Genomic DNA, 20407 nt, shown 5'->3' with positions numbered 1-20407 from the left:
CTTTCTATAGAAAATGTTTCAACTGTTCATAAGTGTAGATAGCACTTATATCCTCAATATGGTTATTCGGAGATTTAATCGTATGCTGCCCTTGCCCATATCCCCCAATCAAGCCGGGGTCGGTGGGGCCAAAGAGGGTAAAATTAGGTTTATCAAGTGCCGCTGTTAAATGGCTAAGCCCAGTATCGACAGAAACCACCGCTTTAGCGTTTGCAATTTGCTGTGCAACTTCAGCTAACGTGAGTTTAGGTAAGACCTCAACAAAATCAAAGCCTTTTGCTAATCGTTCTGCACGTTGCTGCTCATGAGGTGCTCCCCAGGGCAATTTGATTTTGATACCACTTTCAGCCATCAGTCCAATAAGTTCTCGCCAATTTTCTTCAGGCCAATGTTTGTCATCACGGGTAGTTGAATGCAAAAAAATGACATAAGGGCTTTGATGCTCTTCTTCTGACTGCAAAAAGTGTCGAGCAATCGCGTAATCGCCTTGTTGTGTTGGGCAGGTGTAACCAAGACTTTTGGCAAATAACTGGCGAATACGTTCAACGGCATGTTGCTGCTTACTGATAGCATAACGATGGTCATAAAAGAAGCTGGCTAATGGTTCGCGAATACTATGGCGGTCATAGCCATGTTTATCACCATGCGCTAAGCGGGTGACAAGAAAAGCGCTCTTTAATAACCCTTGTGCATCAATGACAGCGTCATAATGTGTTGCTTGTAATTTCTTGCGAAATTCGGCACGTTCGGCTCTGATCGGCGCAGAAAACCAATTTTTTCGCCAGCGGCGAATGGCCACAGGGATCACCTGGTTAACGGCACTGTGCCATGTTGGAATTTGCGCGAAGCCTTCCTCAACGACCCAATCGAATTGAATACCCGATATGGCTTGCTGTGCATCGGTCAGTGCAGGTAATGAGTGTAAAACATCCCCCATTGAAGATGTCTTGACTAATAATACTCGCATCATTCAATACCTATATTTAACCGAGCTAACGCATCGATAACTAATTGAGGCTGGATATCAATCAAACTTTGGTGATAACCACTTTCACCGTCACCTTTACGCACTTTGTGATACCCCGTAATTAGGCGGATCACTTCTGCTTTATCTGATAATGGTGGGGTAAAATCAGGGCTACTTGGGCCATACAAGGCGACAAGAGGTTTACCTAGCGCTGCCGCGACATGCATCAAACCAGAGTCATTACTGACAACTGCATTACAGGCATCGATTAGATTAACGGCTTGTTCTAAAGATGTTTTACCTGAAAAATTATGGCAATGTAATTTCGCATCATCGGTCAGCTCTAGACGAATGGCTTCACCTGCCTCGTGGTCTTTTTGTGAACCAAATAGCAGTACTTGATAGCCTTTTTGGCTAATCAGTGTTTGAGCAAGAGAGGCGTAGTGATAATGGGGCCAACGTTTGGCGGGGCCGAACTCTGCGCCAGGGCAAAAACCAATAATAGGGCGAGAACCATCAACCCCAAAGGTTTGCAGGGTTTCAGTAACTTCTTGCGGCACCGTCACCAGTTTAGGCGGTAAAATGGGTGTCGGAATATCGGAAGCTGATTTAATAGTTTGCTTATCATAAGCAAGAGCAACATATCTTTGCACCATTAAAGGAAAAGCTTCTTTATTTAGTGGACGAATATCATTGAGTAGGCCATAGCGCATTTCTCCACGCCACCCTGTTCTTTTGGGGATGTTTGCAAAGAAAGGCACAAATGCAGACTTTAAGGAATTTGGTAACACAATAGCTTGATCATAGCCATTTGCCCGCAAACTCTTACCTAATCGACGACGTTCCCCAATTTCCAAAGCACCATGTCCGAGAGGCATAGGAATGGCTTCGTTAACCTCGGGCATTTTGGCGAGTAAAGGACGACACCATTGTGGTGCCATCACATCAATCTGTGCATGGGGATGCAACGCCTTGATCGTACGATAAAGGCTTTGTGACATCATCATATCCCCTACCCATGAAGGGCCGATCACCAATATTTTCATAAATAATTTTTCAGAAATAAGCGTTACGCGTCTTTATTGAGCAGGTGCATATATTCGGTGACACCTTCTGCAACCGTTTTAAATGGTGCGGTATAACCGGCGGCACGTAGCTTAGTGAGGTCAGCTTGTGTGAAGCTTTGGTAGCGACCTTTTAATTTTTCAGGAAATTCAATGTATTCGATAGCCACATTTTTATCTTTGTGGAATTCAGTGACTGCATCAGCAACAGCTTGGAAAGATTCCGCACGTCCTGTTCCGCAGTTAAAAATACCTGAAACATTATTTTCCCAGAACCATAAGTTTACCGCAGCCACATCACCCACATAAATAAAGTCACGGCGGAAAGTATCGCTCCCCTCGAACAGTTTTGGACTTTGCCCTTCATTGATTTGTTTATTTAAGTGATAAGCAACGCTTGCCATGCTGCCTTTATGGTCTTCATTCGGCCCATAGACATTGAAATAGCGGAAACCACAGATTTGTGAGTTAGCTTCAGGCAGGATTTCACGCACATATTGGTCAAATTGGAATTTCGAATAACCATAGACATTTAATGGTTTTTCAAATTGGCGTTCTTCAATAAAATTATCGCTACGACCACCATAGGTTGCTGCGGAAGAAGCGTACAAGAATGGGATTTCGCGATCCAAACAATAGTGCAGTAACTCTTTCGAATACTGATAGTTATTGTCCATCATATACTTGCCATCCCACTCCGTGGTTGACGAGCAAGCACCTTCATGGAATACCGCATCGACATCGCCGAAATCATCACCCGCAATGATACTGCCAATAAAATCTTCTTTATCTGCATAATCCGCAATATCAAGGTCAACAAGGTTAGCGAATTTAGTCCCGTCTTTCAGATTATCAACGACTAGGATATCTGTACGGCCGATTGCATTTAGGGCTTTAATAATATTGCTGCCAATAAAACCAGCTCCGCCAGTGACTATGATCATTGGGTATACCTCAAATGGGTTAAGAAAATAGAATCGTAATTGGTGACTATAATAACATCTCTTGGCGCTGACGGTAGCATTGATAGAAGAGAATTGAGCTAACACTTAAATGAGAACAAGGGAAATATCGTGATCTTGGCTACAAACTTGACTTATTTATGCTGTGAATATCGCTACGTGTAGAGACTATTATTAAACTCAATTAATAGTCACTTTACAGGAAGAAATCATGTCAGAAAGATTTTATCAGCAGATTCAAGAGCAATTGGTACAAATTGAAGCCGACGGGTTATTTAAAAACGAACGCATTATTACGACTTCACAAGATGCTGACATTGAAATTGCAGGTGGCCAGCGAGTTATTAATTTCTGTGCTAACAATTATCTTGGTCTTGCAAACCACCCCGAACTCATCGAGGCCGCTAAACAAGGAATGGATAGCCATGGTTTTGGGATGGCGTCTGTGCGCTTTATTTGTGGAACGCAAGACAGCCACAAAATTTTAGAGCACAAATTGGCGGATTTTCTGGGTATGGAAGATGCGATCCTTTACTCATCCTGTTTTGATGCAAATGGTGGGCTGTTTGAAACCTTATTAGGACCGGAAGATGCCATTATTTCAGATGCATTAAATCATGCATCAATTATTGATGGGGTTAGGTTAAGTAAGGCTAAACGCTACCGTTACAGCAATAACAATATGGTGGAATTAAAAGCACGTTTAGAGGAAGCTAAAACAGCAGGGGCTCGCCATATTTTGATTGCCACAGATGGTGTGTTCTCGATGGATGGTGTTATCGCGGATTTAAAATCCATTTGTGACCTTGCCGACGAATACCAAGCATTGGTGATGGTGGATGATTCACATGCTGTTGGTTTTGTTGGGGAAAATGGCCGTGGTAGCCATGAGTATTGCGATGTAATGGGGCGTATCGATATTATCACGGGGACATTAGGTAAAGCCCTCGGTGGTGCATCCGGTGGTTATACGGCAGCGAAAAAAGAGGTCGTTGAATGGCTGCGTCAGCGTTCTCGCCCTTATTTATTTTCGAACTCACTCGCTCCTGCAATTGTAGCCGCATCTATCAAAGTGATCGATATGATGAAAGAAGGTCATTCATTACGTGAGAAGTTATGGCGTAATGCTGTGTTATTTAGGGAAAAAATGACAGCAGCGGGTTTCACCTTGGCTGGAGCAGACCATGCCATCATTCCTGTCATGTTAGGTGAAGCTAAACTTGCCCAAATTTTTGCAGAAGAGTTACTTGATGAAGGTATTTATGTCACGGGCTTTTTCTATCCTGTTGTACCGCAAGGTCTGGCACGTATTCGCACTCAGATGTCTGCAGCGCATAGTGAGGAGGATATTTTACACGCTGTTGATGCATTCACCCGCATTGGTAGAAAATTAAAAATAATCAAATAAAAGGTCTTTTATGAAAGCACTGTCCAAACTGAAAGCTGAACCAGGTATATGGATGACGGATGTTCCGAAACCGGAACTCGGGCACAATGATGTGATGATCAAAATTCGTAAAACTGCGATTTGTGGTACGGATGTACATATCTATAACTGGGATGAATGGTCACAAAAAACTATTCCTGTTCCAATGGTTGTCGGTCATGAGTATATAGGGGAAATTGTTGCAATTGGGCAGGAAGTCAAAGGCTTTAAAATTGGTGACCGAGTGTCAGGGGAAGGGCATATTACTTGTGGCCATTGTCGGAATTGTCGCGGCGGGCGTACCCATCTTTGCCGCAATACGATTGGAGTAGGGGTTAACCGAGAAGGGTGTTTTGCTGAATATTTGGTGATCCCCGCATTTAATGCTTTTAAAATTCCCGATAACATTCCTGATGAAATAGCGGCGATTTTTGACCCATTTGGTAACGCAGTTCATACGGCACTTTCCTTTGATTTAGTGGGGGAAGATGTGCTGGTTTCCGGCGCTGGGCCTATTGGCATCATGGCAGCCGCAGTGTGCCGACATGTGGGAGCACGACATGTTGTTATCACGGATGTGAATGATTATCGACTTGAACTCGCGAAAAAAATGGGGGTTTCCCGCGCCGTGAACGTCAGTCGTGAAAATTTAAAAGACGTGATGAACGAATTGGGAATGAAAGAAGGTTTTGATGTTGCATTAGAAGTTTCTGGTGCTCCAGCCGCTTTTCAGACCATGTTAGACACCATGAACCACGGTGGCAGAATCGCCCTATTAGGGATTCCTCCTGCCTCAATGGCAACGGATTGGAGCCAAGTGATCTTTAAAGGGTTATTTATTAAAGGGATCTACGGCCGAGAAATGTTCGAAACATGGTACAAAATGGCGACACTCATTCAATCTGGTTTAGATTTATCACCAATTATCACTCATCAATTCCCCATTGATGAGTTCCAAAAAGGCTTTGATATCATGCGTTCAGGCCAATCTGGTAAAGTGATTTTAAACTGGGATTAAATTTTTATCATATCCAGTCCCCTTCTTGGCTTTTGCACTAAGAAGGGGGAATACAAATGGCTTACTGCTGTTGCTTGAAAAGCGGGCGTTTTTGCGCTTTATCGCCCGAAACCAGCAGGGGTTGTAAAGCCTTATCGTTATAAATACTCTCAACAACAAACATAATAAAATCAATTCCCTGTCGCTTAGAGGTTGGTAATGTAAACTCACATATACCGAGCTCTTGCGGAATAATCACATTTTCTGGTTGGCTAACGGTCTCAGGTTGCCCAATAACAGCTTCTTCGGTTGGCGCTGTTTTTATTTCATTTTGCATCGATTGTTCGGACTGAGGCTGTGCCTTCTTCGCTTCTTCAGATAACATTCTTAATGATGTTGATTGTTTAGTTTTAGATAGAGGGCTTAGCAGAGCACTAACGGCAACTAATTCAACATCAGCAGGAAGTTGGGCAAGGTATTTTTGCAAGGCTCGAACGGTAGATGGGTGCGGATGGCCAATGGCAACCGCACTGCCGTGTTTACGCGCGTAAGCAACGGCTTTATTCAACTGAGTGCGGGTTTCTTCTTCCGATTGGTGGTTATCAATAAAAATATGGCGACGTAACGTGGGAACGCTGTACTCTTTGGCAGCATTACCTGCTTGAGTATTGCCAATAGTCACGCTATCGAGGAAAAACAAGTTTGACTTTGACAGGCTGTGCATCACATGGCGCATTCCTGCCAAGTTAGACGTCATCTCACTTCCCATATGGTTATTCATACCTTTTGCATAGGGAACCCGGCTTATTGCATTTTTAATAATACGGTCAATTTCCTCTGCACTCATCGATGGGGCCAATGTGTCTTTCTCTAATGGTTGCTTGCTCAATGGTTTCATTGGCATATGGATGAGAATATCACGTCCTTGCTGATGCGCTTTTTCTGCGACTTCACGGCCATGAGGTGAGCTTGGTAAAATGGCAATAGTCACCGCTGGGGATAAGGCTAAAATTTGGTTATCTTCCTTGACGCGATATCCGAAATCGTCAATCACAATCGCTAATTTTGCAGCACTCACCGGTAGACACATCATCAATAATGAGAAGAGAATGAGTGGCCGAAAGGGAAAGTGCTTCAACATAATGTTATCCTAATTAATTGAATTTAAAATTTATCGTCCTAACCATGGACGAGGGTTCACGGTTTTACCTTGTCTGCGAATTTCAAAATAGAGGGCAGGACGTTCTTGGCCGCCACTGCTACCCACTAAGGCGATAGGTTGGCCCGCTCTAACCTCTTGGCCAACATTCACTAAGGCACTTTGGTTATAACCATACAGGCTCATATCCCCTTTACCGTGCTCAACGACGACAACGAGCCCATAGCCTTGCAACCAGTCAGCCAGTAACACACGCCCATCAGCGATGGCTTTGACTTGCGTTCCTTCATTAGCGGCGATAACCATGCCTTTCCAACGTAGTTCGCTGGAAATGACATCACCGTAGTTATGAAGCAATGAGCCGCGAACCGGCCAAATAGCTTGCCCAGCAGGGCGCCCTAAACCGCCAGTACGGGACATCAGTGAACGTTCACTCTCTGACGGTTTATAGGTTGAGCCTTTTTGTTTGGCTTGACGCTCTTTTTCAGCGACTTGTGCGCGAATACGTGCCGCTTCTTTTGCCTCTCGCTCTGCTCTGGCCTTAGCTTCACGTTCGGCGCGAGCAATTTTGTCGCGTAATCTCGCTTCGTTTTGTTTTAGAACAGCAAGATTTTTTTGGTCTTCTTTTAATGTACTTTCAAGGGCATTTAAGGTTTTTTGCCGTGAAGCACGTGCATTATCCAACTTTCGTTTTTCTTGTTGCTGGCGAGCCAGCGTTGTTTTTTGTTCGGCTTGTTTTTTTTGTTCGAGTTGTTTTTGTTCTTGTAGCTCTTTAGTGGTTTCTTCTAATGCGGCAATGTTTTTTTCACGCGCTTGATTTAAATAGCTGTAATAGGCCAAAATACGTTCTTCTCGCTGGCCTTCTTCACCTTTGAACATGAGGGTTAACCCTTGGTGTTTACCTAACCGGAAGGCAGCGTCTAGTTGGTCAGCTAATAATTTTTCTTGTTGTTGTTTTTTGGTTTGTAGCTGCTTGATATTGCTATTTAAGGAAACAATTTCTTTATCTAATTGTTTTAGCTGATTTTGAGTTTCATGCAGGCTACGCCCTGCGGCGGAAATACTTTGCTCTTGTTGTTTAAGTTGTTCAAGCAGTGCTGAGCGCTTGGCTTGTTGTTCTTTTACGCTTTTTTCTTTTTCAGCAATACTTTTGAGTAAATCATGTAATTGCCCTTTATTTTCAGTGATCTGGTTGGCAAACACAGTTTGTGTTGGGGCGAGCGCAAGCAACCCTAACCCAAAGAGAGCGCTAATAGCCTGACGAATAAATGAAATTTTCATTCGATGATGTGTATTGGCCATCGTGATAAATCACCTCAATTAAATGCAATAACTGATTATTTCATCTGCAAGTGATGGTTTCCAGCACTGTCTAACAAATAGTATTGAAAACATTTATAAATTCGGACTTTTGCCCTGAATCAGAACTATATTAAGTCAAATAACACAGTTTTATTATCACTGATTTATTTTGTATAGCCAGTATTCAATACTTTTTTCTTATTCACTGCCTATTTGAAGCACGATTTAGACCTGTTTCGCACGTTTATGATAAAATATTTGCGTACCGCTTCGAAACAGAAAAGCGATTTTTCACTGAACGGTGTTAATTTTGCGTGCCTTAGCGCAAAAAAAATAAGCTAGTTTGCGGGAATTGGCTGTAATTAGCTCAACACAAAGGTATACTCAGAACCCTTTGATATTCGTTTTTAACTAACGGGAGTGATTGCCCCCCATGATCCAAGAAATCATGCAATTTGTAAGCCGGAACATGTTATTGAGTCTGGTTTGGATAGCGCTATTAGTTGCTGTGGTTGTTATGACCTTTAAAGGCCTTTTCTCTAAAACGAAAGTGATTGCTCGTTCACAAGCGATTACACTGATTAATAAAGAAGAGGCGGTTGTTGTCGATTTACGTTCTCGCGATGATTTCCGTAAAGGGCACATTATTGATTCTATTAACTTAACACCGTCTGAAATTAAAGAGAATAATTTAGGTGAATTAGAAAAACACAAACAGAAACCAGTGATTATCGTTTCTGCGAGTGGTATGGAATCAGGTAAACCTGCTGAACAGCTGGCACAACACGGTTTTGAAAAAGTCTTTGTCCTGAAAGAAGGGATCTCTGGCTGGGCAGGTGAAAACCTTCCGCTAGCTCGTGGTAAGAAGTAGTTATCCAGCATGTATTTGCTCCCAAGTTATATTCGCAGTATGTGACTTGGGTAGCGCAATGCAGCGAACACCCCTGTAGCTCAAAGAATGACAGGGAAAATTCATATGGAAGTTAAAGGTACATAAACTATGTCAGAACAAAACAACTCAGAAATGGTTTTTCAAATTCAACGCATTTATGCAAAAGACGTTTCATTTGAAGCACCTAATGCACCACACATCTTTCAACACGAGTGGCAGCCAGAAATTAAATTAGATTTAGATACTTCTTCAACTCAGCTGTCTGAAGGTGTTTATGAAGTTGTTTTACGCGTCACAACGACTGCAACTTTAGGTGAAGAAACCGCTTTCCTGTGTGAAGTCCAGCAAGCGGGTGTTTTCTCTATCGAAGGTATTGAAGGTACTCAAATGGCACATTGCTTAGGTGCATATTGCCCGAACATCCTGTTCCCATACGCACGTGAAGCGATCACTAGCTTAGTGGGCCGTGGTACATTCCCACAATTGAACTTAGCGCCAGTTAACTTTGATGCACTGTTCATGAACTATTTACAGCAGCAACAAGGTGAACAAGCGCAGAACTCAGAAGCTCAACAGGACGCTTAATGAATACTGCTTCAATGACAGTGATCGGTGCCGGCTCGTACGGCACCGCTTTAGCCATTACGCTTGCACGTAATGCACATCAGGTTGTGTTATGGGGCCATGACCCAAAACACATTCATCAATTAGAACAAGATCGCAGTAATCAGGCGTTTTTGCCTGGCGTTTCTTTTCCTGATAGTTTATCTCTCGAAACGGACTTAAAACGCGCCGTTGAGGCGAGCCCCAATATCTTGATTGTGGTACCGAGCCATGTTTTTGGTGATGTACTAAAACAAATCCAGCCATACTTACGCGCAGACTCCCGTATTATTTGGGCGACTAAAGGCTTAGAAAGGGATACTGGCCGTTTGTTGCAAGAAGTGGCACGTGAGGTATTAGGTAATGAAATTCCTCTGGCTGTGTTGTCCGGTCCAACGTTTGCAAAAGAGCTCGCCGCAGGTTTACCAACAGCAATTTCTGTTGCCGCAAGCGATAGCCAATTTGGTGATGACTTACAAAAGTTATTCCATTGCGGCAAGAGCTTTCGCGTCTATAAGAACCCGGATATGGTTGGGGTGCAACTGGGCGGTGCAGTGAAAAACGTGATTGCTATTGGTGCCGGTATTTCTGATGGCATGGGCTTTGGTGCGAATGCACGTACTGCATTGATTACCCGCGGTTTAGCTGAAATGAGTCGTTTAGGTGCAGCTTTGGGAGCAGACCCTGCAACTTTTATGGGTATGGCAGGCTTAGGTGACCTTGTGTTAACGTGTACAGATAACCAATCCCGTAACCGCCGCTTTGGTATGATGCTAGGTGATGGCGTTAGCGTTGAAGATGCAGAAAAAGAGATTGGCCAAGTCGTTGAAGGCTATCGTAATACCAAGGAAGTCCGCGCACTGGCTGAGCGGGCAGGTGTTGAAATGCCAATTACTGAGCAAATTTATCAAATCCTTTACCGCCATAAAAATGTGTTAGAGGCGGCGCAAGCACTACTAGGGCGTGCGACGAAAGATGAAATTGCCGATATGCCAAAGCTGCATGATTAATAAAAATAGATAGGTGAGTGATTATGTCGCGTGAAGAACTGGATAGAATTTGGGGTTTCATTAAAGATGAAGCGAAGTCTCTTGCGGACTGCGAACCACTCCTCGCCAGCTTTTTTAACGCGACATTGTTAAAGCACGACAATTTAGGCAGTGCGCTCAGCTATATGCTAGCCAATAAACTGAGCTCGCCGATTATGCCAGCGCTTGAAGTGCGTGAAATTGTTGAGGAAGCTTATCGCAATGACGAAGGCATGATTTTCTCTGCAGCAATGGACTTAGCCGCGGTTCGCCTACGTGACCCTGCCGTTGATAAATATTCCACTCCATTATTGTATTTGAAAGGTTTCCACGCCTTGCAAGCCTATCGTATCGGTAATTGGCTGTGGAAAGAAGGCCGCCAAGCGCTGGCGGTTTACCTGCAAAATCAAATTTCCGTTTCATTTGGCGTCGACATCCACCCTGCAGCCCGTATTGGTTGTGGCATCATGCTTGACCACGCAACAGGCATCGTGATTGGGGAAACTGCAATTGTGGAAAATGATGTATCAATCCTACAATCCGTCACACTCGGTGGTACCGGGAAAACCTGTGGTGACCGCCACCCGAAAGTGAGGGAAGGGGTGATGATTGGCGCAGGGGCAAAAATACTCGGTAATATTGAAATTGGCCGCGGCGCAAAAATTGGCGCAGGTTCAGTCGTGCTTCATCCTGTTCCACCGCATACCACGGTGGCAGGGGTTCCAGCACGCATTGTCGGTAAACCAACCAGCGATAAACCGTCCTTAGAAATGGATCAAAACTTTAATGGCAGTATTTGGGGTTTTGAAGATGGGGATGGAATTTGAGTTGTGAGGGTTCTAGTTCGATCGTTTTCATTTTTGATTTCCTTCATTTGTATATAAATCGACCAAAAATTTGCTTTAACCTCAATGAAGTTATACAATGTTTATACATTTGGAAACTAATATACTCAAAAATAAGTATGGGGTAAGAGAAATGAGCGTTGCTATAAAAAAATGGGGAAATAGCCAAGGCATTGTTATCCCATCAGCTATCTTAAAACAATTAGGTATTGAGGTTGGTCAACGTCTTGATATTTCTGTTAATAACGGTAATTTGGTTCTTTCTCCCAAAAAGAAGATAAGGATGTTTTCTGAAGCTTATTTGCTTGACAATATGAATGAATATAATAGTCATTCAGATGAACTTGCTCAAATTAATGATATGGAAATTGGTGAATGAGTAAAAGTTACATACCAAGGCGAAATGATATTATTTGGTTAGATTTTGACCCAACGAAAGGAAAAGAAATAGGAAAATATCGGCCTGCACTCGTTTTATCCAGTGTGGAATATAATAAAAAATCAGGCTTGGTAATTTGTTGTCCTATTAGCACAAGCATTAGAGGGCACATAACAGAAGTAGGGATAAATAATCTTGATACTCCGTGTGTTGCTGCGGCAAACCTTATTCAAACACTACCTTGGAAAGATAGAAGTATGAAGTTTGGGGTAGTTGCTGATGAGGGGGTTCTTGATAGTGTGCTCGCAAGGTTGATCCCATTAATTGGTGGAGAGCATTTTTTTATTGATTCAAACTAAAGGAACTCAAACTGAGCTCCTTTTATAATCTAGTCCTTTAGCAGCGCCCCTGTATACCCCAACTGCCTCCATGCTTCAAACACAACCACTGCCACAGAGTTGGATAAATTCATACTGCGGCTGTCTGCCAACATAGGAATACGAATTTTCTGCTCCATTGGCATGTTATCTAGCACATAAGGTGGCAACCCACGGGTTTCAGGGCCAAACATCAAATAGTCATTTTGTTGGTAGCTGACATTGCTGTGACTTGGCTTACCTTTAGTGGTTAAAGCAAACACGCGAGCCCCACTTTCAGATTGGTTATTATCCGGGTTTAGCCCTTCACTTTTTAAAAAAGCAAAATAATCATGGTGGTGCTTGATATCGGCAAATTCGCTATAGTCTAAACCCGCACGGCGTAGGCGTTTATCATCCCATGTAAACCCAAGAGGGTGAATAAGATGCAAATCAAAGCCAGTATTGGCACAAAGACGAATGATATTGCCAGTATTTGGCGGTATTTCCGGTTCGAATAAAACAATGTGTGGCATAACGTTAAGCTGATATTTTTGATAAGAAATGATGGGAAGAGTTTACGCGCAAATGGGTTTGTTTTCATGTGGAACTTTGATTTGTGCCGTAAAAATTATTTGTACCCCTGAAAACAAAAAACGAGCCATAAAGGCTCGTCTCTGAAATAACTCGTTGAGGTTAGCTGTTATAACCATTAGGGTTCATGGACTGCCAACGCCAGCTATCATTCACCATATCTTGAATTGAATACTGTGCCTTCCAGTTTAAATCTTTCAACGCTTTTTCTGGGCTAGACCAGCATTCCGCAATATCACCGGGGCGTCTTGCTACAATCTCATATTTAATTGGTTTACCTGCCGCTTTTTCAAAAGCAGTAATAATTTCCAGCACACTTGTGCCAGTTCCTGTACCAAGATTGTAAACATGTAATCCTGCTTGTTGGCTAACTTTATTCAGTGCGGCAATATGGCCATCTGCTAAATCTATCACGTGAATATAGTCACGCACACCAGTACCATCCGGTGTTGGGTAATCATTACCAAATACCATGACTTGTGGGCGGCGGCCTACAGCGACTTGTGAAACAAACGGTGCCAAATTATTTGGAATACCTTGCGGGTCTTCCCCCATGGTTCCGGATGGGTGTGCGCCAACAGGGTTAAAGTAACGCAGCAATGTCAGTGACCAATCATCTTCCGCAGTATATAAATCCGAAAGGATATGCTCAACCATATACTTACTGGTTCCATATGGGTTGGTGGTTCCACCGACTTTGGAATTTTCTGTTAATGGTACTTCTTCAGGGTCGCCATAAACGGTTGCCGATGAACTAAAAATCAGGCTTTTAACACCGGCTTTTTTCATGCTTTCCACTAATACCAGTGTGCCATTGACGTTAACATCATAGTATTCAATCGGTTTCTGCACTGACTCACCAACGGCTTTTAACCCAGCAAAGTGAATGACGGAATGAATTTGATGATTAGCAAAAATGGACGCTAAAATTTGGCTATCACGCACATCACCTTGGTAAAAGACCGGCTTAACACCTGTGATAGCTTCAATACGGTTAAGCACTTCAAGGTTAGCATTATGCAAGTTATCTAAAATAACCGGCTGCATCCCTTGCTGGATCATCTGTACACAGGTATGGCTACCAATGTAGCCAAGACCACCAGTAACGAGAACGTGTTGATTATTCATCTCAATATTCCTGAGTCTTAATATTCGTAATGGTAGTTATAATCGTCAGATCTTGCATCGATACCATTCAAGATCACACCCGTAATTTCGATATCATTTTGCTTAAAGCGTTTCAGTGATAAATCGACATCTTTCACGGTATTCACCCCGTAGAAAGCAATCAGTAATGAAGTACCGACATATTTACCAATAATCGCCGAGTCAGTAATTGCTAAGATTGGTGCGGTATCGATCACCACAATATCGTATTGGTTTTTAACTTTATCCAGTAACTGCTTAAAGCGCTCACCCATTAATAACTCAGACGAGTGAGTAACATTTTTACCACGGCAAATCACATCGAGGTTTTCAATTACGTTGGCATGAATAGTGGGTGATTCTATGTTTTGCTGTGACAGATATTCAGATAAGCCCGCTTTATTGCTTAAGCCAAAGGCTTTGTGCAAACGGCCTTTACGTAAGTCAGTGTCAATTAATAACACTTTCTTACCTGCGTTAGCCAGTACCACCGCCATATTGGAGGTAACAAAACTTTTCCCCACACCTGGCGATGCACTAGTCACCATCACCAGGTTGTTACCTTGATTCATTACCGAGAAATAAACACTGGTACGTAATGAACGGATAGCTTCAACGGCGGTATCTGCTGGGTTTTCTATCGCTAATGGGCTTTTACTGCCTGCCTCAATCAGTTTTTTCTCATGGGCTGAGAAAGGAATGGTGGCGTAGACGTTGACACCCAATGCATCGATATCTTCTGTACTCTTAATTTTATTATTAAAGAACTCGCGAGCAATCACATACGCGCAGCCGATAATAAAACCAAGGATAGTGGCAAGAGCAACAATCAGTGATTTTTTCGGTGCCACTGGTTTTGGTTGGGACTCCGCAGAATCAATAATACGCACATCGGCAGTAATACCGGAGTTCAGTACGCTGAGCTCTTGCTGTTTTGCCACTAATTGAGCGTAAATTGCTTGTTCCGCTTCTACATCACGGGTTAAACGGACGATTTCTTGTTGGGTATTCGGTAATTTTTGAATGTTTTTGCTGATTTTTTCTTTCTCACGTAACAACTGTTGGCGTTTATCTAATAGAGACTGATAAGCCGGGTGGTTACGGGTATATAACTGTTGAATCTCCACTTCTTTGAAGGTCAATTCATTAAGTTTCTCTTCGACCTGCAAAGCAGTATCTAAAGCGGCTTTGGCTTCTAAAGAGAGGTCAATCGATTCATTCTTTTTGCGAAAGGCATTGAGCTGGTTTTCGTAGTTATCTAATTTCTTTTTAATCGTAGGTAAGTAGCCATCTAAGAACACGAGTGTATTGTTGGTGACTTCTTTTTTACGTTCGGTATTTTGGTCTACATAGTTTTGGATAATACTGTTGAGAATATTAACATTCTCAACTTGATCCGCACCTTTAATGGCTAAACTGATAATACCGGTACCTTTGCCCACTTCCGCGATGGTTAGGGTATTGCGTAAGTCTTCAATGGTAGAGTAACGGGCATTTTTGATTAATGAAAACTCTTCGCCAGTTTCAGCCGCGAAACTGGAAATTAATAAGTTAATTTCACCTTGTTTGAGCACTTCACCGACTTTACCTTGCAAGACTTGGCCATCCACATTGAGGGAATAATTATTATCCCCTAAATAAGTTAGGGTCAATGGCTGGCCAATTAAGTTTTCAGGTAATTGAAATAGGGCAATATGGACGGGAGCCACTTCACCAAGTAACTTACTGACGAAGCCTTCAGGGGCTGCTTGAGTGTCTAAGTTCAAGTCTGCAACGGTTTTGCCCAATACCATGCGGGATTTGATAACTTCAATTTCAGAGTCGACTTGGTTATTGCTGTTACCAAATGGCATGACATCACTCATTTGGTCAAGTAATGAGACCTGACCTAATTTGTCATACTGTAAGGTCGCATTCGCTTGGTATATGGGGGTTGCTAATAAACTGTATGCAATGGCGATAGCCGCAAAAATAACAGTAAAAAACCCAATTTTAATGGTGTTGGATTTCAAAACTTTAAACAGAGCGAGCAGATCGATTTCATCTGAGGCAGGGGAGCTATTTTTTGTTGTGTTCATAATAGGTTAAATGTTAAGTCATCCAATAAATAAAATTAAATTTTGCCTTGCCAAGCAATCGCGGCTTTTTCCATCAACTGGTAAACATGTTCAAACATTTCATCGCTGCGTTTGTGCGGGTCAGGGATTTCAGTTTTATTGATCCATTGCCCAAATAACATCACTTTACCGCGAGTTTCAGGAAACTGCTGGTGGATTTTAGCAATATGATCGTTTTCCATCACTAGGATTAAGTCTGCTTTATGGCATATTTCGCTGGTTAATCGACGTGATTGATGGTTTTCAAGGGAAAGGCTATGTTGCTCGGCAATCCGGATGGCACTGTCATAAGCAGGCATATCATTTTTAGCGATAATACCTGCCGAATGAACCGTTTTTTTGGGAAAATACTGTTGCAATAAACGCTCCCCCGTAGGAGAGCGACAGATATTTCCCATACAAACAACGAGAATATTATTAAACATATCGATTACCAGTCGTGAATACGCTTGGTACCTTCGGTTAACTGATTATATGAAGCAATAGTTGGTAACAGTTGGGTAATCAAACGGTTCCAACGTACCACAGGCGCAGCGGTAACATACACTAAGTCATAAGGTTGTAGTTTAAATTCAGTACCCATAACAAGTGAGGTGGCATCTGATAAGTCTAACTGATACACCGCGGCCATTTTTTTCGGTAATAGCGCTTCGAGTTCTTTGTCTTCTGCTGGTTGGTTTTTAATTGGGCGGATAACAAATACACCCGTTGCATTGGCAGTATTTTGGTCTATCCCGCTCGCTTTGCTTAGGGCTTCAGTAATACTCATACCCGCACGGTCAATGGTTAAGGTCGTTGGTTGACCCACTTCACCCATCACAAACACTTTTTGGCTATCATTACGCGGCACATATAGCACATCACCCGGTAGCATCAGGTAGTTTTGGGTTAAATCGCCGTACTGAACTAAATCTTGTAATGACACTTTGATTTCTTTGCCGTTACGGGTAAGCACCACATTATCCCAATCGGCTTTTTCGGTTAAACCACCGGCATTATTAAAGGCTTCTAAGATAGTCAGTGGCACGTTGGTAATTGGCAAGGTACCTGGTTTCGCCACTTCACCCGAAACATACATTTTTTGTGAACGGAAGGCGGCAATACTCACATCCACTTGTGGGGATTCGATATAGGTGGCTAAACGGTTGCTGATCAGAGTTCGGATTTCAGTAACGGTTTTACCGATCACTTTGACTTTACCAATATACGGGTAGTAGATAGTGCCATCGGAATGTACCCAGTTACCGGAGTCTTGCGCACTACGGTATGAACCCGCAGGGATAGTCAATTCAGGGTGGTCCCAAACCGTAATGGTTAATACATCACCTGCCCCTACGCGGTATTCATAGTGAGTCAGTTGCTTTTCTAACTGTGCATTCGGTTTAGCAATGGTGGGTGCGGTGTACATATCATCCAACAATTTTGGTGAAATTGGGTAGATATCAACCAATTTGGTAATGTCACGGTCACCCGTATCAACCACATTTTTGCCTGAGGTTGATATATAGGCACCGGGGGTGATGGTGCAGCCCGTTAATGCGGTTAGCATGAGTACAGCAACAGAAAGACGCTTCATAAATACACTCTATCCCTATAGCAATATGGTTAAAGGCACTCGCCTATTTTATTTGAATTCGTATTGAACTGTATTAGCGATACCTTTTTCCAGTGTAACTGGTGGTGTAAATGAGGTATCAGCAATGTAGTTTGATTTAAATTGTGTTCTTGCACAGAATTTTTTCACTCTAATACTGCTGACAGGAAATTCTTTACCTGTCACTTTAGAAAGAATGTCGAAGCAGTAACCGCCTAATATTCCGATTGGGTAAGGAACTCGGATATTTGATTTGGGTTTATCTAATGCACCACAAATCACGGTGGTTAGTTCATTCATGGTAAAGTCAGGTTTATCAATATAATTGAAAACATGTTTTCCAGTTGTAAACGTGGTCGCAAAATAAATAAATGCGGCGACATTTTCAACATAAGCCATCGATTTTTGGTTATTCCCTGCTCCAATCATTAAGAAACGGCCTGAAGCAATTTGGCGGAATAAATTATAAACATTACCGCGGTTATTTTCACCAAAAACAACTGTTGGACGTATGGTGACTAAGATATTATCCGCTGACTTGGCTTGCCATGCATCATAGACATATTCGGCTTCAAGTTTTGATTTGCCATAGTCATTAAACGGATGGTATTCACCGTCTTCGCCAGTTTCTTTTTCAACAAAGCCATAAACAGCGACAGAAGAGGTAAATACAATATGTTTAATGCCAAGCTGTTCAGCCACATCACAGACATTTTTAGCACCATCAACATTCACTTCATAGTAAAGGCTAATTGGGTGCACATTATCTTTATGTTGAGCAGACAAATTAATAATAACATCACTGCCTTTTAATGGCTCAATAAGTGTTTCAGGTTTGGTAACATCACCAAATTCCCATTTTTCAGGATGAGCTTCGCTTTTTTGAATATCAACAATTTTGAAATCGATATTTTGGGATTTTAATTGATTAGAGAGACGGGTGCCGATAAAACCGGAACCACCGATGATAGTTAGCATATTGAACCTTTATTTTCTTAATTTTTTATAAACTTTAGATAACATGTAAGTTGGTAATAATCTAGGGAGGCTACGTATGATGAAATTTGAATAGGCTCCGATAGGAGAATCAATATTTTTTTCTATTTTCAATTTTGCAAGTTGTAATTCACTTTTTATATATACTAAGCCTTTTCGTCTTTTCACCATGGAGTCGCCACCACGAACATTAACTAATACCTCATCAATGTTTCCCACTTGGTGACCTGCCGCAATAACTCTTATCCATAAGTTGTAGTCTTCCATATAAAGATGATGTTGATAGCCACCAACAGATTCGATGACATCTTTACGAAAGGCTACGGTCATATGATTAAAAGGATTTCTTCGCTTTGTATATTGTTTGATTTCATTATGACTAGTTGGAACTTTTCTCAAACCTAGTGAATTGGACATGCTGGAGTCAAATTCTTCTGTACAAGAACCGAAAAGTGAAATGTTAGGATTTTTTTGTATATATTCGATTTGTTTCATAAATCTATTAGGAGTACACAAATCATCTGTATCCATTCTAAATACCCAGTTATTTGAGCAGTACTTTAATCCTTCATTGAGGGCATTTCCTAAACCTATATTACTTTCAAGGGGGATATCAATTATTGGTAATATTTTTTTCCATTTTAAAATTACTTTTGTTATTTCTACCGGAATAGCACCATCAATGACAATTATAATTTCCTTTGGTAGGGTTTTTTGTGTGGATAAACTGGAAAGACATTTATCAAAGTAAGTGGGTTTTTCATTTTTATATACAGACATTAAAACAGAAAATAACATAAAAGCCTACTATTAGATGTTATAATAAATAATAAACTACATCAGTTGAGTAAAACGGAAATTGATATCCAAGTTCACTAGATGTCAATCTAAAAAAATTAATAAATAGAGATAAAATAAAAAAAGTAATGAAGAAAATATTGTTTAATTTTAAAGCTAAATAAGCAGTTTGAAAGTAAATGATTATTGTAGATATTGGGTATATTATTCTAAAGAAGTGAGGTATGGATGAAAATGATATTAAAAAAAACACTTCAAATAATAAAATAAAAAAAATCGGATCAGTTCTTTCATTTCTTTGAATGTAGTAAAAAAACAGAACGGGTATAGAGTATAAAATAGTTTTGATTGAATCAGTAAAGTATGGGTAGTCGTTATCATTTATAAAAAATGAGTTACTTGGTAATCCGAAAATATTAACTATATTAACGAGTATAGAACTGCCAATAAATGGCCAAATTATCGCGACTACTAATAATATAAAGTATAAGTAATATTTTGGTTTTTTTTGTGAAAGACAAAATAAAGATATTGGGAAAACAAAGATGCTAGAAATATGAAAACCTATTGAAAGAGCAAACCATACAAGCCTTAATTTATTTTGATATGTGATAGCCAGTATTATGCAAGCAGCTGCTAAGCTTTGCCGCCAAAATAATGTTAGACTTCCTGTTTTTAGGATAAATAATGTAAATATAATAACGAATAAAATGTTTTTTATATTAAATCTAGATGAGTACTTTATTAGTGAAATAGCAACAAATAGAAGGCAAATAAAATTCATTAAAATGGAAAATTGTATTTCTGAAAGAGCACCAAATGTTACACCTATGATAATGTTCAAGATATAATATAAAGGTTCAAATCGACTATAAGTACCTACCCATGCACCACTAACTCCATACCTATTAATATTTTGTAGTATACTTTGATAAAAGTGATAATAAGTTTCAAAATCAGTGGCGCCACCATGAAAGTTCTTAGAGGAAAATAAAATTGCTAATGCTAAGCAAAGGTTAATTATAATTGGAATAATTATTAGTTTAGAATGAGATTTAGGTAATAGTATGCAATATAATACACATATAAAAACAGTTATAATAGGTGCATATGCTAATCCTAATAAACTAATTACGAATAAAAAAAGTGAAACCAGATATCTTTCAGTTTTCATATATATCA

Annotated in this window: 21 protein-coding genes; 8 read left to right on the top strand and 13 right to left on the bottom strand. The window is 41.1% G+C overall.

The window, feature by feature from the left end:
* Positions 1–4: 4 nt before the first annotated feature.
* From rfaC to rfaD, 3 genes are read right to left on the bottom strand one after another with little or no spacing between them, the layout of a single operon-like run.
* On the bottom strand, positions 5–967 hold the full coding sequence (gene rfaC / locus ACU696_RS02185; RefSeq protein ID WP_115168203.1) for a lipopolysaccharide heptosyltransferase RfaC: 963 nt from the start codon (positions 965–967) through the stop codon (positions 5–7).
* Positions 967–2013 (bottom strand): ADP-heptose--LPS heptosyltransferase RfaF, encoded by a 1047-nt coding sequence (rfaF, locus tag ACU696_RS02180; RefSeq protein ID WP_110731535.1) that lies wholly within the window; start codon positions 2011–2013, stop codon positions 967–969. The genes rfaC and rfaF overlap by 1 nt, the downstream gene beginning before the upstream one ends.
* A 23-nt stretch (positions 2014–2036) precedes the next feature.
* Positions 2037–2975, bottom strand: coding sequence for an ADP-glyceromanno-heptose 6-epimerase (gene rfaD, locus ACU696_RS02175; RefSeq protein ID WP_004906933.1), 939 nt, complete (start codon positions 2973–2975; stop codon positions 2037–2039).
* 229 nt (positions 2976–3204) lie between these two features.
* Here rfaD and ACU696_RS02170 point away from each other — a divergent pair, with 229 nt between their 5' ends.
* Positions 3205–4401: a glycine C-acetyltransferase gene (locus ACU696_RS02170; protein WP_196719878.1), complete on the top strand. Its 1197-nt coding sequence runs from the start codon at positions 3205–3207 to the stop codon at positions 4399–4401.
* A gap of 10 nt (positions 4402–4411) precedes the next feature.
* Positions 4412–5437 carry an L-threonine 3-dehydrogenase gene (tdh, locus tag ACU696_RS02165; RefSeq protein ID WP_004906937.1) on the top strand — a complete coding sequence of 342 codons (1026 nt, stop codon included), beginning with the start codon at positions 4412–4414 and terminating at the stop codon, positions 5435–5437.
* A 61-nt stretch (positions 5438–5498) separates the two neighbouring features.
* Here the strand turns inward: tdh and ACU696_RS02160 are convergent, their stop codons facing one another.
* Both ACU696_RS02160 and envC read right to left on the bottom strand, forming a co-directional pair.
* Positions 5499–6557 carry a divergent polysaccharide deacetylase family protein gene (locus ACU696_RS02160; protein WP_447343024.1) on the bottom strand — a complete coding sequence of 353 codons (1059 nt, stop codon included), beginning with the start codon at positions 6555–6557 and terminating at the stop codon, positions 5499–5501.
* Positions 6558–6587: 30 nt separating this feature from the next.
* Positions 6588–7877, bottom strand: coding sequence for a murein hydrolase activator EnvC (envC, locus tag ACU696_RS02155; RefSeq protein WP_115168198.1), 1290 nt, complete (start codon positions 7875–7877; stop codon positions 6588–6590).
* A 433-nt stretch (positions 7878–8310) separates the two neighbouring features.
* On the opposite strand from envC, the gene ACU696_RS02150 reads away from it, so the two are divergent.
* The 6 genes from ACU696_RS02150 (at position 8311) to ACU696_RS02125 (ending at position 11983) form a co-directional block, all read left to right on the top strand.
* Positions 8311–8748 (top strand): rhodanese-like domain-containing protein, encoded by a 438-nt coding sequence (locus ACU696_RS02150; RefSeq protein ID WP_004265159.1) that lies wholly within the window; start codon positions 8311–8313, stop codon positions 8746–8748.
* A gap of 129 nt (positions 8749–8877) precedes the next feature.
* Positions 8878–9354, top strand: a complete 477-nt coding sequence (secB, locus tag ACU696_RS02145; RefSeq protein WP_004906947.1) for a protein-export chaperone SecB — start codon at positions 8878–8880, stop codon at positions 9352–9354.
* Positions 9354–10382, top strand: a complete 1029-nt coding sequence (gpsA, locus tag ACU696_RS02140) for an NAD(P)H-dependent glycerol-3-phosphate dehydrogenase (protein WP_004265161.1) — start codon at positions 9354–9356, stop codon at positions 10380–10382. Before secB ends, gpsA begins: the two co-directional genes overlap by 1 nt.
* 23 nt (positions 10383–10405) lie before the next feature.
* Complete coding sequence (gene cysE / locus ACU696_RS02135; protein WP_004906950.1) at positions 10406–11227, top strand: serine O-acetyltransferase; 822 nt, start codon at positions 10406–10408, stop codon at positions 11225–11227.
* A gap of 151 nt (positions 11228–11378) precedes the next feature.
* Positions 11379–11624 (top strand): AbrB/MazE/SpoVT family DNA-binding domain-containing protein, encoded by a 246-nt coding sequence (locus ACU696_RS02130; protein WP_004906951.1) that lies wholly within the window; start codon positions 11379–11381, stop codon positions 11622–11624.
* On the top strand, positions 11621–11983 hold the full coding sequence (locus ACU696_RS02125; RefSeq protein ID WP_109912519.1) for a type II toxin-antitoxin system PemK/MazF family toxin: 363 nt from the start codon (positions 11621–11623) through the stop codon (positions 11981–11983). Before ACU696_RS02130 ends, ACU696_RS02125 begins: the two co-directional genes overlap by 4 nt.
* 29 nt (positions 11984–12012) lie before the next feature.
* Here the strand turns inward: ACU696_RS02125 and trmL are convergent, their stop codons facing one another.
* The 8 genes from trmL to ACU696_RS02085 all read right to left on the bottom strand — a co-directional run bounded on the left by trmL (position 12013) and on the right by ACU696_RS02085 (position 20399).
* Positions 12013–12516 carry a tRNA (uridine(34)/cytosine(34)/5-carboxymethylaminomethyluridine(34)-2'-O)-methyltransferase TrmL gene (trmL, locus tag ACU696_RS02120; RefSeq protein WP_115168197.1) on the bottom strand — a complete coding sequence of 168 codons (504 nt, stop codon included), beginning with the start codon at positions 12514–12516 and terminating at the stop codon, positions 12013–12015.
* Between the two features lie 160 nt (positions 12517–12676).
* Positions 12677–13702 (bottom strand): UDP-glucose 4-epimerase GalE, encoded by a 1026-nt coding sequence (gene galE / locus ACU696_RS02115; protein WP_209102534.1) that lies wholly within the window; start codon positions 13700–13702, stop codon positions 12677–12679.
* A gap of 17 nt (positions 13703–13719) precedes the next feature.
* Positions 13720–15798, bottom strand: coding sequence for a polysaccharide biosynthesis tyrosine autokinase (locus ACU696_RS02110; RefSeq protein ID WP_209102536.1), 2079 nt, complete (start codon positions 15796–15798; stop codon positions 13720–13722).
* A gap of 35 nt (positions 15799–15833) precedes the next feature.
* The gene (locus ACU696_RS02105) at positions 15834–16262 is read right to left on the bottom strand and encodes an arsenate reductase/protein-tyrosine-phosphatase family protein (protein ID WP_196718915.1); all 429 of its coding nucleotides are present in this window, start codon (positions 16260–16262) and stop codon (positions 15834–15836) included.
* Positions 16263–16267: 5 nt separating this feature from the next.
* The gene (locus ACU696_RS02100) at positions 16268–17413 is read right to left on the bottom strand and encodes a polysaccharide export protein (RefSeq protein ID WP_209102538.1); all 1146 of its coding nucleotides are present in this window, start codon (positions 17411–17413) and stop codon (positions 16268–16270) included.
* 48 nt (positions 17414–17461) lie between these two features.
* A complete protein-coding gene (locus ACU696_RS02095; protein WP_109912514.1) occupies positions 17462–18409 on the bottom strand; it encodes an NAD-dependent epimerase/dehydratase family protein in 948 nt (315 codons plus the stop codon).
* Between the two features lie 9 nt (positions 18410–18418).
* The gene (locus ACU696_RS02090; protein WP_209102540.1) at positions 18419–19225 is read right to left on the bottom strand and encodes a glycosyltransferase; all 807 of its coding nucleotides are present in this window, start codon (positions 19223–19225) and stop codon (positions 18419–18421) included.
* Positions 19226–19244: 19 nt separating this feature from the next.
* The gene (locus ACU696_RS02085; protein WP_209102542.1) at positions 19245–20399 is read right to left on the bottom strand and encodes an EpsG family protein; all 1155 of its coding nucleotides are present in this window, start codon (positions 20397–20399) and stop codon (positions 19245–19247) included.
* Positions 20400–20407 lie beyond the last annotated feature (8 nt).

The sequence above is a fragment of the Providencia sp. PROV_01 genome (genome assembly GCF_053098325.1).
This window is presented reverse-complemented; position numbering and strand designations above follow the sequence as displayed.

Bases quoted from the DNA above. Each gene is read 5' to 3' on its own strand.
- galE (WP_209102534.1), bottom strand. From the start codon at position 13,702: ATGAATAATCAACACGTTCTCGTTACTGGTGGTCTTGGCTACATTGGT.
- envC (WP_115168198.1), bottom strand. From the start codon at position 7,877: ATGGCCAATACACATCATCGAATGAAAATTTCATTTATTCGTCAGGCT.
- ACU696_RS02160 (WP_447343024.1), bottom strand. From the start codon at position 6,557: ATGTTGAAGCACTTTCCCTTTCGGCCACTCATTCTCTTCTCATTATTG.
- ACU696_RS02090 (WP_209102540.1), bottom strand. From the start codon at position 19,225: ATGTTATTTTCTGTTTTAATGTCTGTATATAAAAATGAAAAACCCACT.
- rfaC (WP_115168203.1), bottom strand. From the start codon at position 967: ATGCGAGTATTATTAGTCAAGACATCTTCAATGGGGGATGTTTTACAC.
- ACU696_RS02125 (WP_109912519.1), top strand. From the start codon at position 11,621: ATGAGTAAAAGTTACATACCAAGGCGAAATGATATTATTTGGTTAGAT.
- ACU696_RS02095 (WP_109912514.1), bottom strand. From the start codon at position 18,409: ATGCTAACTATCATCGGTGGTTCCGGTTTTATCGGCACCCGTCTCTCT.
- tdh (WP_004906937.1), top strand. From the start codon at position 4,412: ATGAAAGCACTGTCCAAACTGAAAGCTGAACCAGGTATATGGATGACG.
- trmL (WP_115168197.1), bottom strand. From the start codon at position 12,516: ATGCCACACATTGTTTTATTCGAACCGGAAATACCGCCAAATACTGGC.
- ACU696_RS02105 (WP_196718915.1), bottom strand. From the start codon at position 16,262: ATGTTTAATAATATTCTCGTTGTTTGTATGGGAAATATCTGTCGCTCT.
- ACU696_RS02110 (WP_209102536.1), bottom strand. From the start codon at position 15,798: ATGAACACAACAAAAAATAGCTCCCCTGCCTCAGATGAAATCGATCTG.
- ACU696_RS02085 (WP_209102542.1), bottom strand. From the start codon at position 20,399: ATGAAAACTGAAAGATATCTGGTTTCACTTTTTTTATTCGTAATTAGT.
- ACU696_RS02170 (WP_196719878.1), top strand. From the start codon at position 3,205: ATGTCAGAAAGATTTTATCAGCAGATTCAAGAGCAATTGGTACAAATT.
- ACU696_RS02150 (WP_004265159.1), top strand. From the start codon at position 8,311: ATGATCCAAGAAATCATGCAATTTGTAAGCCGGAACATGTTATTGAGT.
- gpsA (WP_004265161.1), top strand. From the start codon at position 9,354: ATGAATACTGCTTCAATGACAGTGATCGGTGCCGGCTCGTACGGCACC.
- ACU696_RS02100 (WP_209102538.1), bottom strand. From the start codon at position 17,413: ATGAAGCGTCTTTCTGTTGCTGTACTCATGCTAACCGCATTAACGGGC.
- rfaD (WP_004906933.1), bottom strand. From the start codon at position 2,975: ATGATCATAGTCACTGGCGGAGCTGGTTTTATTGGCAGCAATATTATT.
- cysE (WP_004906950.1), top strand. From the start codon at position 10,406: ATGTCGCGTGAAGAACTGGATAGAATTTGGGGTTTCATTAAAGATGAA.
- secB (WP_004906947.1), top strand. From the start codon at position 8,878: ATGTCAGAACAAAACAACTCAGAAATGGTTTTTCAAATTCAACGCATT.
- ACU696_RS02130 (WP_004906951.1), top strand. From the start codon at position 11,379: ATGAGCGTTGCTATAAAAAAATGGGGAAATAGCCAAGGCATTGTTATC.
- rfaF (WP_110731535.1), bottom strand. From the start codon at position 2,013: ATGAAAATATTGGTGATCGGCCCTTCATGGGTAGGGGATATGATGATG.